Source organism: Spongiivirga citrea (assembly GCF_010671565.1).
GTDB lineage: Bacteria > Bacteroidota > Bacteroidia > Flavobacteriales > Flavobacteriaceae > Spongiivirga > Spongiivirga citrea.
Genome location: NZ_JAABOQ010000002.1, coordinates 494,228 through 510,644, shown reverse-complemented (window position 1 = coordinate 510,644; position 16,417 = coordinate 494,228). Strand labels below are relative to the sequence as shown.

Here is a 16,417-nt window from a genome sequence, read left to right as displayed (position 1 = left end):
CGTAATAACGCGACAAATATAGCCATTTACACTCTAGGAATAAAGCCCGCTAAACGCTGATTGTATCTTCTTTGGAAGAAGATAAAGTAGTTGTATAATTTATAGTTTACCTCGTAGCCGTAATCTGTAAATGGATCGTAATCTATTCGTAATTCATAAAGATTGGGGTCGAAGCGTTGTGGTTGTAGAACCCGTTGATTCCATTCTGTTACTAAGATGTAATTTCTGTTTTCTAAGAAGCTTTGGCTGTAAAAACCTTCTGGTCTTGCGACGCTTTGTAGCCAATAATTAAAACCTGGTTCAATGATGATGATTTCATATTCCGTTTTTTCACTTGCAATGGTTACGGTGTCATTCCCTTTATTGGTAAACTCTTGTTCAGCCTTATCTTGAGTTTTTAGATTATTAGAAGATGAACATGCGGCTATTAAGCCTGCAATTAGAAGTATGGTTAAAAACTGTCTCATCTTTTAAAACATTTATATATGCAAAGAGCAATGTACGAAGAATACATTGCTCTTTTATGAATTTTATCTTTGGTTTAACAGCCTATTTACCGAAAAGTCCACCAAGTAATCCGCCAAGACCACCTCGCTTTTTCCCGCCACCTAATACCATACCGGCTACATCATCAAGAACGCTACCATCGCCGTCAGCATCTATTAACGAGGCGATTAAACTTTGATTTTGTTTTGGTTGTCCGCCAAGCATGCCGCCTAATAGCGCATTCATACCAGATGCATCTTGAACGTTTGCCTGTTGTTTTTGTTTACCCAAAAATCCCATTAATAATGGAGCAGCAACTTTTAATATCTGTCCTACAGAGCCGGCATCAACTCCAGACTGCTGGCTTAAGGCATTTTCTACAGAAGCTTGTTTTCCTCCTAGTACATGGCCTAAAATACCTGCACCATCGCTCATTACTGAATCGTCGACACCGCCATCAAATAATCCTCCTAGATTGTCAAGAATTCCACCACTATGCTTACCTGATAATGCATTCATTAATCCCGCAGCACCCTGCTCAGTTTGTGCATTTTTTTTCATAGCACCCATTAGTACAGGAAGAGCCATACTTAATACGCTAGAGGTTTGAGAAGAAGAAGTGCCTGTTTGACTACTCATTCCGCTAATCATTTGACGACCCATGTCGCTATTTAAAAGATCTAATATTCCTGACATTATATTCTGTTTTTTAGTTAGTTAATATCATCGGTAAGATACAAAAAAGTCCGACTCAAATGAGCGGACTTTTACAAATGTATGTTTAAAGAATCGATTAATTCCCTAGAATATCGATTATCTGTGTAGCTAATTCAGTACCGATTCTATCTTGAGCTTCACCTGTAGCGGCACCAATGTGCGGGGTAAGAGAAACTTTAGGATGCATTAGTACTTGAACTGCTGGCTTAGGTTCATCAATAAATGTGTCAAGTCCTGCAAATGCCAATTTATTATCATTGAGTGCATTTAATAGTTCTACTTCATTGACTACACCGCCACGAGCGGCATTAATTAAAACTGCTCCTGATTTCATTAGATCGAATTCCTTTTTACCAATTACATAGTCTTTTTGAGCAGGAACATGAAGTGTAATGAAATCTGCTTCCTTTAAAACTGCATCCATGGACTGTGTCTTGATTTCAAAGTCTGCAGACTGTCCGTCGTAAAAGTCGAGTTTAATAGTAGCGTTCTCAATAAACTTATCTGCTGCGATAACACGCATGCCTACACCTAGTGCAATTTTTGCGACCTCTTGACCAATACGACCAAATCCGATAATTCCAATTGTCTTTCCGCGTAACTCTACACCCTTGGCGTATGATTTTTTAAGATCTTTGAATTTAGAGTCACCATCTAATGGCATATTTCGGTTAGCATCGAACAGAAAACGAACACCTCCATATAAATGTGCAAAAACTAGTTCGGCAACAGAACTTGAAGAAGCTGCTGGAGTGTTGATTACTTTTAAACCTTTTTCGCGCGCATATTCAACATCAATATTATCCATACCGACACCACCGCGACCAATGATTTTTAGGCTAGGACAGGCGTCGATTATATCTTTTCTCACTTTAGTTGCTGAGCGAACTAAAATAACATCAATCTTTTCTTGGTTGATAAAATTGATTAGTTGCTCCTGTGCCACTGTTGTTGTGTTCACTTCAAAACCTGCAGCTTCTAAAGCGTCAATTCCGCTTTGTGAAACACCATCGTTTGCTAATACTTTCATTTTTAAAGTTTAAAACTTGAAATTTTATATAATTACTACAGACTGGATACTACCAGCCGCCTACTGAATCTATGCTTTACGTTCCAATTCGCTCATTACATCTACTAATGTGCCAACACTTTCTAATGACATGGCATTATACATTGATGCACGATATCCACCAACTGATCGATGGCCATTTAGACCATTAATACCAGCTTCTTTCCACATAGCGTTAAAGGTTTCTGCTAGATCATCACGAGTAAGACTAAAAGTGGCGTTCATATGAGATCGGTCTTCTTTAGCAGCAAACCCATCAAAAAGAGGATTTAACTCAATCTCCGAATAAATAAGGTTGGCTTTTTTCTCATTTATCTCCTCAATTGCTGGTATTCCTCCAAGATCTTTAAGCCATTCCATAGTTAACATCGATGTATAAACAGGGAATACAGGCGGCGTGTTGAACATGCTGCCTTTACTTAAATGCACTGAATAATCAAGCATAGAAGGAATTTGACGTTCTACTTTTCCTAAAATATCTTCCTTAATAACAACAAGTGTCGTTCCAGCGGGTCCCATATTTTTTTGTGCACCTGCATATATTAAATCAAACTTACTAAAGTCTAGTTGACGTGAGAAAATATCACTGCTCATGTCGCAAACCAAAGGCGCATCGGTAACAGGAAATTCCTTTATTTGTGTACCAAAAATGGTATTGTTACTAGTGGTGTGTAAATAATCAAGACCTTCAGGAACAGTATACCCTTTAGGGATGTAGTTAAAATTTTTGTCTTTAGAAGAAGCTACTTCAACGATTTCACCAAACATTTTAGCTTCTTTAACAGCCTTCGAACTCCATGTACCCGTATTTATATAGCCAGCTTTTTTGTTGAGTAGGTTATAGGCAACCATCAAAAACTCCATACTCGCACCACCTTGCAGGAATAAGGCTTTATATCCTTTTCCATCAAGATTTAAGAGCTCTAATGCTAGGCTTCGAGCTTTTTCCATAATATCAACAAAATCCTTGCTTCGATGAGAAATTTCAATAAGCGAAAGTCCGGAGCCGTTTAACTCAACTACGGCCTCAGCTGCTTTTTGCATTACTTCCTTAGGCAAAATACATGGTCCTGCGCTAAAATTATGTTTCTTCATTATTGCTATTATTATTGTTGAAAAATAAAGTTACAAAGGTGCTAATTAATTGATTAATGAACATTGATAAAATCGCATTTTATTCAGCATCTTTTTAACAAAAACTCAATGGTATCTTCGCCATCGGCATAGTCATTTAGCTCTGGGCATTGGGTTTGCCCAAAAGTTATTTCGCTGTCTGTAAACCCTTTAGATACAATACATTGAATTTGATCTTCGTCATTTTTCAGACGTTCTTTTAGTTCGTTAGTATCTTTATAAGTTTCGTAAAACAAGGTCGCTATGGGTGAACTACAACTTTCGTCTTCTTTAATCATTAAAAAGCCATTTTCAAGTATATCAAACTGACTCATAATATATACTGCCTTATTGTAGTCGTAATTATTGGCGTATTTCGCAGTTTCTATAATTGCAGATTGATGGTAAACACCTTTAAACAAGGCATCAAAATCATATCCTTTGGGAACAAAAACTTTCGATACACTGCGACAACCCAATCCATAATATCTAAAAATGTCTTCGCTTAGGGCTTGCATATCTTCTTCAGTCTCGTTTCCGGTTAAAATTGCAACTGAATTCCTGTTTTTTCTTATGATAGAAGGAACGTCTTTAAAGTAGTATTCAAAATAGCGAGCAGTATTGTTGCTGCCAGTTGCAATCACTGCGTCAAAGTCTTCCAGTTTATCCTCAGTAAATGCTATTCTGCCTTTAAATTCTGGGGCGACATATTCCAAATACTTGGCTAAAAAGGGCAGTAGGTTTCTGTCGTTAGATGACTGTTTTACTAGCACACTATGACCACATATTAATACCGATAAAAAATCATGAAAACCAACTAGCGGGATGTTTCCTGCCATTACAATCCCGACCTTTTTTAATTCTGTATTAGAACTGAAGTCGTATTTTTCTAACCAATTGGTTAATTTTTGTGACGTAAGTGCTGCACTCCAACCTTCTAGGGCATATAAAATGTTATCTTTAGTAAACCAGGCGTTGTGTTCTTCAGCAAGGTTTATTTGATGTAAAAAGCCGTCATAGAACAGCTCATTAAAAGGTATATCCTCTTTTTCAGCGATCTTTTCTCTACTAAATTGAGATAAAAACTTACCTAATTTTGAGAAGGCTTCAATTCTAGATGTTAAATCCATACAAAGGTTGTATATAAAGCATACAGGCTTTATTTTTGCAACAAAATTAAGCAAATAAGAAAAAGAAAATGGCTATAATCATAACAGATGAGTGTATTAATTGTGGTGCCTGCGAGACGGAATGTCCTAATACTGCAATTTACGAGGGAGCAGATGATTGGCGCTATGCAGACGGCACAAGTCTTGAGGGAGATGTAGTATTACCGGATGGTAAATCCGTGAATGCTGAAGAAGCTCAGGAGCCTGTTTCTGACGAGATATACTACATAGTACCCGATAAGTGTACAGAATGTAAGGGCTTTCATGAGGAGCCACAATGTGCAGCTGTATGTCCGGTAGATTGTTGTGTTCCTGATGAGGATCATGTTGAAACAGAAGAAGTACTTTTAGGAAAGCAACGTTTTATGCACCCAGAATAGGGGAAAGTAGAAAATGAAAATATTAAAATCCTGAGCGAAAGCTTGGGATTTTTTGTTTTAAATACATTTGACTGCCAGTTCCTTCAGAATTTTAGCGCAGATCATTGCTGTCATTTTATTATAATCGCGAGTTGGGTTATATTCAACTATATCAGCGCCAATAATTGGTGTATTGATTTGCTGAATGATGCTTAGCAGTTCTCTAGTAGTAAGTCCTCCTGGTTCGTAATGAGAAATACCAGGAGCAAAGGCCGGATCTAGAGCATCAATATCAACAGAAACATAAAGTGGCCCGTCTAGAGGTAGAATTTTTTCCAATGCAAAATCTTTCATTTCTATTGAAGTCACCCCATATTTCTTAGCTTGTTCACGTTGATGGGTATTGTAGGTTCTAATCCCAACCTGTACTAGTTTTTTGGCTAAACCGTCTTCCATAATTCGTGCAAACGGACAAGCGTGCGAATATTTGTCGCCTTCAAATTCATGATATAGATCACCATGTGCATCAATATGCAAAATATTGAGCTGACCGTATTTTTGATAGAAGGATTTAATAATAGGATAGGTGATGGAGTGATCTCCACCCAATGTGATTAACGGTGTGCCTTTTTCGAGATTGGTGGCAGTAATTGTTTCAATGTCAAAATACTCATTAATTGTAAAATCGCCTTTGTCATCAAACAACTCGGGTCTTATTTCTACATCTTCTTCAGCAAAATAGTTAGCTGAATGGGAATTATAAGCTTCTCTTATTAGAGGTGGTGCTTGCGCTGGACCTTGTGCAAATGATGATTTATCGTCGTATAAAATTCCTTGTAGGCCTATTTTTTTAATCATACGTTCCTGTGTTTCTCGCAATTAATTTTTAATTGTTTTGGCTCTTGATTCATAAAACTATGATTATTTAAATAAAAAAGAGCCATCTGGGGGGAGATGGCTCTTTTCACAAATTGACTTAATCAAACAAATTAGAAGCGATAGTTTAACGACAGGTTAAACATTGTACCTAATTGGCTGAAGTGATAACCATCGTATGTCATTTGAGAGTAACGTTGGTTAAACGTTAATAGGTTTGAGAAATTTTCCGCTGGAGTAAGTCCGAAAGCATTTGTACTAGTATCATCTAAGATAGCTTGACCTGCTGCATTTTCTGCTTTAAAGCTCCACTCTGGAAGAATATTCAAAATGTTATTGATATTGAATGCTACTGTTACATTCTCAGAAGCACTCCAATTTACACCTAGATCAGTTACGATTTTAGGAGTAAACTCTGTTCTTAAATTTTCATCAAGACCTTGTTGTTTGAAAGTTGTCTTTCCGAAATAAGTATTATTTAATAGTAAATCGAATTTTCCGATTTCATAATTAGCACCTAGTATCCATTTAGTTTCTGGTCTAGAAGTAAAGAATAATGCTTCTTGAGTTGCATCTACTACTGATTGACCAGAATCAGCAACTAGTGCCGGGTTATTTACCGCACCATCACGTTCATTCTGAATTACATAATTACCCGCTAAGCTGAAGTTTAAGTTTCCTTCTCCTAATGCAATGTTTCTGTAATTGGCAACAACATCAATACCTGAAGTTCTAGTGTCAATTGCATTGGCAAAGAAACTAACATCTGATAAATTGTTATCCTGTAGAATCTGATCTAAAGCAGTATTTCCAGCAGCGGTTGCTCCAATTTCATTACTTAAAACGATACGATCATCAACAGCGATGTTGTAGTAGTCGATTGTAAAGTTAAAGTTGTTGCTGAGTTTAGCACCTAAACCAACTGTAATGTTTGTGGAAGTTTCGGCATCAAGGTTATTAATACCTAATAAATTAGCCTGAGATGATACATTATTAATTAAACCACCCACTTGAATACCTTGACCAGGAATAAAGCTATACTGCGCTTTTTGCGTATAAATCTGGTGCAGGGTAGGAGCTCTGAATCCTGTAGAGGCCGACGCTCTTAAAGTTAATTTATCATCTAGGAATTTATATCTAGAACTTAACTTCCATACAAATGCATTACCAAAATCGGAATAATTCTCGGTACGTATGGTTGCATTTACTAAAAAGTTATCTGTGAAATCGAATGCAGCATCAAGATAACCACCAAAGTTATAACGGTTGAATTTTCCTGAGTTTTCTGGAGCGTTACCAGCGAATGAATCGGCACCACCACCGTCATAAGAATCTAAAGCACCCTCGATCACAGTAAATGTTTCACTTCTAAACTCGGCACCAAACGATAAGGTTGTAATATCTGACAAACTTTTAGAAACATCAAGGTTACCTACAATATGATTAAACTGTGTTCCTCCTGGATCGAATGCCAATGCACTATTCTCTCTATATAAACTTGATCCTTCAGTGATCTCACCATCATCTACGCTTCCATTTCCATTAGCATCAAGCCATGTAGAAGGAGAAAATACAAAATTACGGTTGTGGGTATTAGTTACTGCATAAGTTTGTCTGTTTCCACCTGCAGTAAAACTAACATCGGTATACCAGCCATTAGTTTCATTTTTAAAACCTAAGGTGGCATTAAAATCATTTAAATCACCGTCAAAAGTTGGTACATATCCATCATAACCACCTGCATTGTTAGGGTTGTTACCTGGGAAGAAATCAGCTAGATAAGGGAAATCCGTAACAGTTCTCCAGTATGGTGTTCTATAGTTAGCAAATGAATTCACCTTTTTATATACGTAAGCACCATTAAAATACATATCAGAGTTTTCCCCGAGTTCAAAACCACCATTTACTAAGAATTTAGCTGCAGTAGTTTCTGGCGATCCATTGATGTTTCCAGCATCTGGACGTCTTGATAAAAATTCTTGAACGTCGGCAATATCAGCACCAAAATCTGCGGCTTCACCTTCTGCACTTACTGTGCCTGGTCTGTTTGCAAGATTTACTTTAGATAAATCAATTGTATAGTTGATAAAACCTTTGTCTTCGCCAATACTATTACCACTGTTTAATGCGATACCAAACATTTCTCCATCACCCTCACTAGTAATACCCGTTCGAACGGTTGCTGAAGTTCCAATACTCGCATCTTTAAGTATAATATTCATTACACCAGCAATCGCATCTGACCCGTACTGTGCTGATGCACCGTCACGAAGGATTTGTACTTCTTTAATCGCATCAGTTGGAATTGCTGAGATATCAGCACCCGTTTCACCACGACCAGGGGAGGTCTGAGTGTATAAAAGTGCACTTAAGTTTTTCCGTTTTCCGTTAATAAGAATTAAGGTACGCGAAGGCCCCATATTTCTTATTTCATATGGATCTAAAAGCGAAGTTGCATCATTAACCGGCGTTTGCACGGTGTTGAACGATGGAATTCTATACTGTAATGACTTATCAAATGTGATCTGTCCTGTGTTTTGTAATTCTTTAACACCTACACGATCTACAGGCAAAGGCGATTCCGTATTACTACGTGCTGCTGCACGAGAACCAACCATAATTACTTCCTCAAGTTGTTCGCCCTCACTTAAGCTAACGTTTAATGTGCTTCTACCAGCTACGCTTAGAGTTTGTGTACCAAAACCAACATAACTAAATACTAATTTGGCGTTATCACCTACGGTAATTTCATAGTTCCCCTCGAAGTCAGTCGTAGTACCATTTGAGGTACCTTCTTCAACAACATTAGCTCCTGGTAGTGGGTTTCCATCACTATCAGTGACTTTTCCTTTTACTGTAAACTGAGTTTTTACAAAATCATTAGAAACTGAAAGATTAAGACCTTCTGCATTTCCCATTTCAGCGATTGATACCTTGGCGTTTTTCCTAGTGTATATTACATAGTATTTGTTGCCTAAATACTCAAAATCTAAACGTGTACTTGCTTCTAGCTTACTTATTACTTTGTTTAGCTTTTTGTAGTTGTATTTACTAGGATTAAGCTTCGTTCCAGAAATTAATTCAGGATTGTAAGTAAAAAACACTTCATGCTTCTCACTTAGTTCACTAAGAAAATCAGCTAAATCGATTTCCTTGATGTCAGCATCACCGCCGGGGTCAATTGCACTCATCTGTAGCGTTCCTAAAAGCGCTAACAACATGAATAAGGTTTTAGTTACTTGTTTCACATTCATAATTTTAATTTTGATTTATAGTGTTGTTAATAATTAATAGTTCATTCTCTATATGCTTAATTTTTATTCCAGTTGATTTTTGAATCGCTTCTAAGCATATGTTTAAATTCTGATTAGGAATACCACCTGAAATAATGATATCTTTTAACTCCTCATTCTGATAATTCGTTTCAAGACCATAGGTGTTACCAATATATTTTAATACCTCTGCTAAAGGAACTTTGTTGAAAATGTAAGTGCCATTTTTCCAGCTGGCGTAGGTGAGTTCTGAGGTAACTTTTTCTTGAGATAATGTTTTGTTATTTCTAGAAAATGAAACAAAATCTCCAGGAACCATTTGTTTTCGATCTCCGTTTTCTAGTAGCAGTTTTACAGAACCTTCATCCAGTAGGACATCCGTTTTTTCTTCTCTAGAATTCACATTGAACTCAGTACCATAGACTTCTACAACCAAATCTTCAGTATGCACCCAGAACTTGGCGTTTGTTTCAAGCTTCTTCCTTACTTTAAAATAAGCTTCACCTGCAAGCGTTACAGAACGTGGATTTAATTTCTCATACTGGATTTCAGAATTACCATTTAAAACTACATTAGTACCATCTGGTAATGTTAGATCCATAATTTCTCCATAAGCAGTTTTATGAACAACCGTGGTCGCTTTATCACTTAATTGATAAATCATAACTGCTGAAGTAATCAACAAGACCATAACCGCTGCGTAACGCAACATCGTTTTATTTAAGTTAAAAAGCTTTTTTGGCTGTTTGGTTGTCGCTTTGTTATCTATTTTTTTCAGAACAGAAGCCAAGGCATTATCTACCTTGCTTTTATCTAAACTGGTGTTATTAAATGAAATACCCAATACCATGGCTTTCGCATCATAAATGATATCGACATGATCAGGGTTTTGTTCAATCCACTTATTCCAAAAAGCAACATCGTTTTGGTTAGATTCTTTAGCCCAGTTTATAAATGAAGTATCTTCTAGGAGATTATTTAAGCTTGGTTGTTTTCCCTTTTTCATTATGCAGGATGTAGCTGTTTGTTGCGCTACATATATAAAGAGATTACAAAGCTTATTTTATACTCAGTTTTTTTGAGTTTTTTTAATTAGACAGGAAAATTTCTTGCACAGCCTTGTTTTCTAGTTCTTTACGAATTTTAGAAAAAGCGCGCTGAATGTTGTTAAGAACACTCTGATATGTTATATCCATAACAATTGCTATTTCTGACACCTTTAAGTCGCTGTAGTATTTAAGATAGATAGATTCACGCTCCTTTTTGGAAAGTGTATTTAAAATAGTGGTTAGTGTCGCAGTCTTTATTGCAGTAAATTCTTGTTTAATGGCAATTTCTTCAGGGGAAAACTCAAAGTTTTCTAACTGCGCTTGTTCAGGAATTTCTGAAGTAAAAGCGCGTTCTTTTTTCAGGCTCTTAAGTAGTGCTCTTCTAAACGAAACGAATAGATAAGATTTAATGCTCTTAATCTCACCTAAATTTTCTCTATTGTCATATAAATAAACAAAGAAATCTTGAAGGCAATCTTCGGTTAAAGTCTCGTTTCCTGATATTTTTAGTCCGTAATTGTGAAGACCGGGATAGAAGTTGCGAAAAATGGCTGAATAGGCTTGTACATTGCCCTCAATAAAGGAATACCATACTGATTTATCCGCTAAACAGTCCATTTTTTTCGTTGATCGTCTGCTAAATGTAGTTAAAAAATTTAACATTTATCTAACATTTAGAAAAGTTGAGCGTATTTAATCCAGAAAAAAGTAATAAAAAAGTAATGTAGAACACTATCTTTGCGCACTTAAAATTAATCCTATGAAAGCTGGTATTGTCGGACTCCCTAATGTTGGTAAATCGACCCTGTTTAATTGCTTGTCTAATGCAAAAGCACAGAGTGCTAATTTTCCCTTTTGTACTATAGAACCTAATATAGGCGTTGTAAATGTGCCTGATGAACGATTGGAAAAACTGGAGTCATTGGTGAATCCGGAAAAAGTACTTCCAGCTACAGTGGAAATTGTTGATATTGCTGGTTTGGTTAAAGGTGCTAGTAAAGGAGAAGGACTAGGAAATCAGTTTTTAGGTAATATTCGAGAAACAGATGCGATCTTACATGTATTGCGATGTTTTGATAATGATAATGTTGTGCATGTTGATGGTTCTGTCGATCCTATTAGAGATAAGGAGACGATTGATATGGAGTTGCAATTAAAAGACCTCGAAACAGTTGAAAAGAAATTAGAAAAAGTAAATAGAGCTGCTAGAACAGGTAATAAAGAGGCTTTAAAAGAACAAGCTATTCTAAATCAGATTAGAGACGGATTAGAAGCAGGTAAATCGGTTCGTGCTATTGAATTTTCTGATGATGATCGTGCTGACTTTGTTAGGCCATTACAATTTATCACAGACAAGCCAGTATTGTATGTATGTAATGTAGATGAGGGGAGCGCGGTAAGTGGTAACGCCTACGTAGATACAGTAAAAGAAGCTGTAAAAGATGAAAATGCAGAAGTTTTAGTTCTTGCAGTTGGCACTGAAGCGGATATAACTGAACTTGAAAGTTATGAGGAGCGCCAAATGTTTTTGGAAGATATTGGTCTTGAAGAGCCTGGAGTTTCTAAATTGATACGATCGGCCTATAAATTATTAAACTTGCAGACCTATTTTACAGCAGGAGAAAAAGAAGTTCGCGCATGGACTATTCCAATTGGTGCAACTGCACCACAATCAGCAGGCGTCATTCATACCGATTTTGAAAAAGGATTTATCCGTGCCGAGGTAATTTCGTATGACGATTATGCAAGCTATGGAAGTGAAACTAAGGTCAAAGAAGCTGGAAAAATGCGCGTAGAAGGAAAGAATTATGTTGTTAAGGATGGCGATGTGATGCATTTTCTTTTCAATGTTTAGCCTGCGTCACCCTGAATTCATTTCATGGTCTTATTAAGATGATCAAGATTTAAGTGTGATATGAGATGCTGAAACAATTTAAGCATGACTATCATTAAGAGTTCACATACAAACGTACATAAATCAGTTATTCGAAATCAATTTTGAATAAAACACTTTCAAAAGAAAAGAGTTTTAGCTTAGGAATTATCCTTGGGGTCTTGGGTATCGTTTTGTTTTCTTCTAAAGCCGTAATGGTAAAATTGGCTTACGAATATGAGGTTGATTCTGTTAGCTTATTATTGTTTAGAATGTTGTTTTCTTTTCCTTTTTATGTGGCCGTTGCACTTATATATTCTAAAGAAAAACGACAGGGAAAGCTAACTAAAAAACACTATTTGTGGTTAATTGCCTGTGGGATTCTAGGGTATTATCTTGCCAGCTTTTTTGACTTTGAAGGTCTACGCTATATAAAAGCGGGTCTCGAACGTATCATTCTATTTTTATACCCTACAATTGTACTAATCATCAATCGATTGGTTCTAAAAATTCCTATTACCAAGTTGCAATCCATTGCTATTTTATTAACATATCTTGGAGTAATTGTGGTATTTTGGGATGAAGTAAGTCTTGATGGTCAAAACGTTTATCTCGGGAGTTTTTTGGTGTTTTTAAGCGCACTTACCTATGCATCTTACATTGCCGGCAGTGGTTGGTTAATTCCGAAGTTCGGGGTAATGACCTTTACTGCCTTTGTAATGATCGTTTCTTGTATATGTGTATTTATCCATTATCTAATTACAAATACAGCGGATATATTTAATTTTCCTTGGCAGGTGTACGCCTATGGTGGTGCCATTGCAGTTTTTGCAACTGTGATACCTTCATTCTTAGTTTCTGCTTCTATTAAAGTGATATCGAGCTCTAATTTTTCTGTAGTTGCTGGTATTGGACCGATCTCAACGATTATTCTTGCATATTTCTTTTTAAATGAAACCCTTTCTCCAATACAATTTTTAGGTGCTTTTGTTGTAATAGCAGGAATTTTGTTGATTAAGTTAAAGAAGAAGAAAGTTTAGCCCGATTGTAATTTGGATTTTTAATTATTGATATTTACCACAGTAGAAGGGGTATTTTTTTCTTAACAATCGGCCCACACTCTTTGTTAATTACTTTAGTCACACAGCATTTCTTTTTTTGCTTTGAACCTTTATATTAGCAGACATTCACTTTGTTTTATCGATTTATGGCACAACAGTCCGCATACACTGAAGATAATATACGTTCACTCGATTGGAAAGAGCATATTCGTATGCGTCCTGGTATGTACATTGGTAAGTTAGGCGATGGCTCAAGTGCCGATGACGGAATCTATATTCTTATAAAAGAAGTACTCGATAACTGTATCGATGAATTCGTTATGGGTGCCGGTAAAACGATTGAGGTTTCTGTTCAGGATAATAGAGTAATTGTTCGTGATTATGGCCGGGGTATTCCCTTAGGGAAAGTTGTTGATGTAGTATCAAAAATGAATACTGGTGGTAAGTACGATACACGTGCCTTTAAAAAATCCGTGGGATTAAATGGCGTCGGTACAAAAGCAGTAAATGCACTTTCCACATTTTTTAGAGTTGAATCTACTCGAGACGGCAAATCAAAGTCGGCTGAATTTGAAACAGGAAACCTTGTTAACGAGGAGCTACTTGATGAAACTTCAAGAAGACGAGGTACTAAGGTTACCTTTATTCCAGATGATAGTATTTTCAAGAAGTATAAATATCGTCATGAGTACATCATTAAAATGATCAAGAATTACGTCTACCTCAATCCTGGGTTGACAATGATCTTTAATGGCGAAAAGTATTTCTCTGAAAATGGACTAAAGGACCTTTTAGAAGATACTACGAATACTGAGGATATGTTATATCCTATTATTCACCTTCGAGGAGATGATATTGAGGTAGCGATTACACATAGTAAAACACAGTATAGTGAAGAGTACCATTCGTTTGTAAACGGGCAAAACACGACGCAAGGAGGAACACACCTCGCAGCCTTTAGAGAATCACTAGTGCGAACTATTCGCGATTTTTATGGTAAGAATTACGATGCTTCTGATATTAGAAAATCGATTATCGCTGCGATATCGATTAAGGTAATGGAGCCGGTTTTTGAATCGCAAACAAAAACCAAATTAGGGTCGACAGATATGGGAGGAAATCTTCCAACGGTACGAACCTATATAAATGACTTTTTAGGTAGATATCTTGATAATTTCCTTCACAAGAATGCCGATGTAGCTGAAGCTATTCAACGCAAGATCATGCAGGCGGAACGGGAGCGTAAGGAGCTATCTGGAATTAGAAAACTTGCGAAAGATCGTGCCAAAAAAGCAAATCTTCATAATAAGAAATTAAGGGATTGCCGTGCCCACTTGGGGGATTTAAAAAACGATCGACGCTTAGAAACAACCTTGTTCATTACTGAGGGTGATTCGGCAAGTGGATCGATAACAAAAAGTCGAGATGTAAATACGCAGGCTGTATTTAGTTTAAAAGGAAAGCCTTTGAATTCCTATGGGATGTCTAAAAAGATCGTGTATGAGAATGAGGAATTCAATTTACTTCAGGCCGCTCTTAATATAGAAGAGAGCTTGGCAGATCTTCGTTATAACAATATCGTAATAGCAACGGATGCCGATGTTGACGGAATGCACATTCGGTTGTTACTAATTACATTCTTTTTACAATTCTTCCCCGAGTTGATTAAAGAAGGGCACTTATATATTCTGCAAACACCGCTTTTCCGCGTACGGGATAAAAAAGAAACGATTTACTGTTATAGCGAGCAAGAACGAAGAGATGCCATTGAAAAATTAAGAGGAAAACCTGAAATCACCCGATTTAAAGGGCTTGGTGAAATATCTCCTGATGAATTCAAGTATTTTATTGGTGATGATATACGTCTTGATCCGGTAATGCTAGATAAGGCGACCTCTATTGAAGAACTATTGAGTTTTTATATGGGCAAGAACACGCCAAACAGACAAGAGTTTATTATCAAAAACTTGAAAGTTGAATTGGATACAGTCGAGGATTTAGAATCTGTCGGAGAAGAGTAGAAAATAGAAATAAGAATAAAGAGAAAAGAAGCAAGAAGAAAGAAAGTAGAAAAATGAAATAAGAGTTTAGACGAAGGAGAAAAGCATATTTAAAGGACAATATATGGAGATGAAAAAAATAAAAATGCAAAAAAATGCAGCGATCATACTTATCATTGTTCCATTATTAAAAATAATATCATATTTATTGAAAAATGATTTTGAAATAGGAGGCAGGAACTATTACATCATTGGTGGATCCTTAATAGTATTGATGATTTGCGGTTCAGTAGGCCTTAGAAATAGTTTAAGAAAAGAAAAAGCCTTGAAAGGATGAAATTGAAGAAACAAGTTTCAAATTTTAATTAAGAACAGCCAACTGTAAACAACAAACTAAAAAAATTGATTAAATACAAAATCCACCCCAAAGAAAAAATTTACTACACCATCATGGTAATCATCACCGTATTCGTGATATTACCGTTAATCGTAATTCCGATTATTGAACCGCTATTTCTAACTATAGTCTTGCCTATACTTGGTATAATTCTCTTAATTGGTTTACTAATCATGATCTCCCAAGGATTGTTAATCGGATTAATAAAAGGGACTGGAGTACGAGTTACGGAAAAACAATTCCCAGATTTACACAAGGTAATTGTAAAGCAGTGTAAAGCTTTAGAAATAAGAAATGTTCCTAAAACATATATTATTGAGTCTGCCATATTAAATGCCTTTGCAACGCGCTTTGCTGGATCAAATTATATGATATTGTTTTCGGAGTTAGCGGAGTTAATCTTAAGTGAAGATACTGAGAAAGATGTAGTCGATTTTGTAGTTGCACATGAACTAGGTCATATTAAACGGAATCATATTACAAGACGCTTGTTGGTATATCCGTCGATGTTTGTGCCTTTTTTACCACAAGCCTATTCAAGAGCTTGTGAATATACTTGTGATAGTATTGGCTGTGCTTTAAGTCCGACAGGAGCAGTACAAGGCCTAAAAATGTTGGCTGCTGGAAAAAAGTTGTCGAAAAAGCTGAATGTAAAAGCATATTCTGAGCAAACACAGCGGGATGAAGCTGGATTTTGGACCTGGTTTTCAGAAAAGCTATCAACGCATCCACATTTGTCAAAACGAATTACAGTAGAGATGCTAAAAGCTGATTTTGTTGCTACAGCTTCAGGAAAAACAACCTATTTCGAAGAAAAGGAAAAACCTAAAACGAAAGTTTCAACAAAAGAATCAATAGACGATATCAAAAAGGCCCTCAAGCCTGATGATTTTAAGTCTGATGATCATGATAAATATTTGCCAAAGGGGTAGTTCTGAGTTTTGAGTTCAGAGTTTTGAGTTTCCCTCCTTGAGGA

At 36.4% G+C, this 16,417-nt stretch carries 16 protein-coding genes; 6 read left to right on the top strand and 10 right to left on the bottom strand.

Annotation, left to right across the window (positions count from 1 at the left end):
• Window positions 1-26: 26 nt before the first annotated feature.
• The 5 genes from GWK10_RS05935 to GWK10_RS05915 form a co-directional block, all read right to left on the bottom strand.
• Window positions 27-467, bottom strand: a complete 441-nt coding sequence (locus GWK10_RS05935; RefSeq protein WP_164030198.1) for a DUF6146 family protein — start codon at window positions 465-467, stop codon at window positions 27-29.
• Between the two features lie 82 nt (window positions 468-549).
• Window positions 550-1,182, bottom strand: a complete 633-nt coding sequence (locus tag GWK10_RS05930; RefSeq protein ID WP_164030196.1) for a DUF937 domain-containing protein — start codon at window positions 1,180-1,182, stop codon at window positions 550-552.
• A gap of 97 nt (window positions 1,183-1,279) precedes the next feature.
• Entirely contained in the window at window positions 1,280-2,233 is a 954-nt protein-coding gene (locus GWK10_RS05925; RefSeq protein ID WP_164030193.1) for a D-2-hydroxyacid dehydrogenase, read from the bottom strand.
• A 69-nt stretch (window positions 2,234-2,302) separates the two neighbouring features.
• Window positions 2,303-3,367, bottom strand: coding sequence for a 3-phosphoserine/phosphohydroxythreonine transaminase (serC, locus tag GWK10_RS05920; RefSeq protein ID WP_164030191.1), 1,065 nt, complete (start codon window positions 3,365-3,367; stop codon window positions 2,303-2,305).
• 83 nt (window positions 3,368-3,450) lie between these two features.
• Window positions 3,451-4,515 carry an acyl-CoA reductase gene (locus GWK10_RS05915; RefSeq protein ID WP_164030189.1) on the bottom strand — a complete coding sequence of 355 codons (1,065 nt, stop codon included), beginning with the start codon at window positions 4,513-4,515 and terminating at the stop codon, window positions 3,451-3,453.
• A gap of 68 nt (window positions 4,516-4,583) precedes the next feature.
• On the opposite strand from GWK10_RS05915, the gene GWK10_RS05910 reads away from it, so the two are divergent.
• Window positions 4,584-4,934 (top strand): 4Fe-4S dicluster domain-containing protein, encoded by a 351-nt coding sequence (locus tag GWK10_RS05910; protein ID WP_164030187.1) that lies wholly within the window; start codon window positions 4,584-4,586, stop codon window positions 4,932-4,934.
• Window positions 4,935-4,991: 57 nt separating this feature from the next.
• On the opposite strand, the gene speB is transcribed toward GWK10_RS05910, so the two are convergent.
• The 4 genes from speB to GWK10_RS05890 all read right to left on the bottom strand — a co-directional run bounded on the left by speB (window position 4,992) and on the right by GWK10_RS05890 (window position 10,773).
• Entirely contained in the window at window positions 4,992-5,771 is a 780-nt protein-coding gene (gene speB, locus GWK10_RS05905; protein ID WP_164030185.1) for an agmatinase, read from the bottom strand.
• 131 nt (window positions 5,772-5,902) lie between these two features.
• A complete protein-coding gene (locus GWK10_RS05900; RefSeq protein WP_164030561.1) occupies window positions 5,903-8,707 on the bottom strand; it encodes a TonB-dependent receptor in 2,805 nt (934 codons plus the stop codon).
• 340 nt (window positions 8,708-9,047) lie between these two features.
• The gene (locus GWK10_RS05895; RefSeq protein WP_164030183.1) at window positions 9,048-10,067 is read right to left on the bottom strand and encodes a FecR family protein; all 1,020 of its coding nucleotides are present in this window, start codon (window positions 10,065-10,067) and stop codon (window positions 9,048-9,050) included.
• Between the two features lie 82 nt (window positions 10,068-10,149).
• Window positions 10,150-10,773: an RNA polymerase sigma factor gene (locus GWK10_RS05890; protein ID WP_164030181.1), complete on the bottom strand. Its 624-nt coding sequence runs from the start codon at window positions 10,771-10,773 to the stop codon at window positions 10,150-10,152.
• Between the two features lie 97 nt (window positions 10,774-10,870).
• Between GWK10_RS05890 and ychF the strand changes: the two genes are divergently transcribed.
• The 4 genes from ychF to GWK10_RS05870 all read left to right on the top strand — a co-directional run bounded on the left by ychF (window position 10,871) and on the right by GWK10_RS05870 (window position 15,381).
• Window positions 10,871-11,965 carry a redox-regulated ATPase YchF gene (ychF, locus tag GWK10_RS05885; protein WP_164030179.1) on the top strand — a complete coding sequence of 365 codons (1,095 nt, stop codon included), beginning with the start codon at window positions 10,871-10,873 and terminating at the stop codon, window positions 11,963-11,965.
• A 143-nt stretch (window positions 11,966-12,108) separates the two neighbouring features.
• On the top strand, window positions 12,109-13,023 hold the full coding sequence (locus GWK10_RS05880) for a DMT family transporter (RefSeq protein WP_239540709.1): 915 nt from the start codon (window positions 12,109-12,111) through the stop codon (window positions 13,021-13,023).
• A gap of 167 nt (window positions 13,024-13,190) precedes the next feature.
• Window positions 13,191-15,065 carry a DNA topoisomerase IV subunit B gene (locus GWK10_RS05875; protein ID WP_164030176.1) on the top strand — a complete coding sequence of 625 codons (1,875 nt, stop codon included), beginning with the start codon at window positions 13,191-13,193 and terminating at the stop codon, window positions 15,063-15,065.
• Window positions 15,066-15,168: 103 nt separating this feature from the next.
• The gene (locus tag GWK10_RS05870; RefSeq protein WP_164030175.1) at window positions 15,169-15,381 is read left to right on the top strand and encodes a hypothetical protein; all 213 of its coding nucleotides are present in this window, start codon (window positions 15,169-15,171) and stop codon (window positions 15,379-15,381) included.
• Window positions 15,382-15,484: 103 nt separating this feature from the next.
• Here the strand turns inward: GWK10_RS05870 and GWK10_RS18555 are convergent, their stop codons facing one another.
• Window positions 15,485-15,616: a hypothetical protein gene (locus GWK10_RS18555; RefSeq protein ID WP_262886640.1), complete on the bottom strand. Its 132-nt coding sequence runs from the start codon at window positions 15,614-15,616 to the stop codon at window positions 15,485-15,487.
• Here GWK10_RS18555 and GWK10_RS05865 point away from each other — a divergent pair.
• Window positions 15,615-16,373 carry a M48 family metallopeptidase gene (locus tag GWK10_RS05865; protein WP_164030173.1) on the top strand — a complete coding sequence of 253 codons (759 nt, stop codon included), beginning with the start codon at window positions 15,615-15,617 and terminating at the stop codon, window positions 16,371-16,373. The genes GWK10_RS18555 and GWK10_RS05865 overlap by 2 nt on opposite strands.
• Window positions 16,374-16,417: the final 44 nt, after the last annotated feature.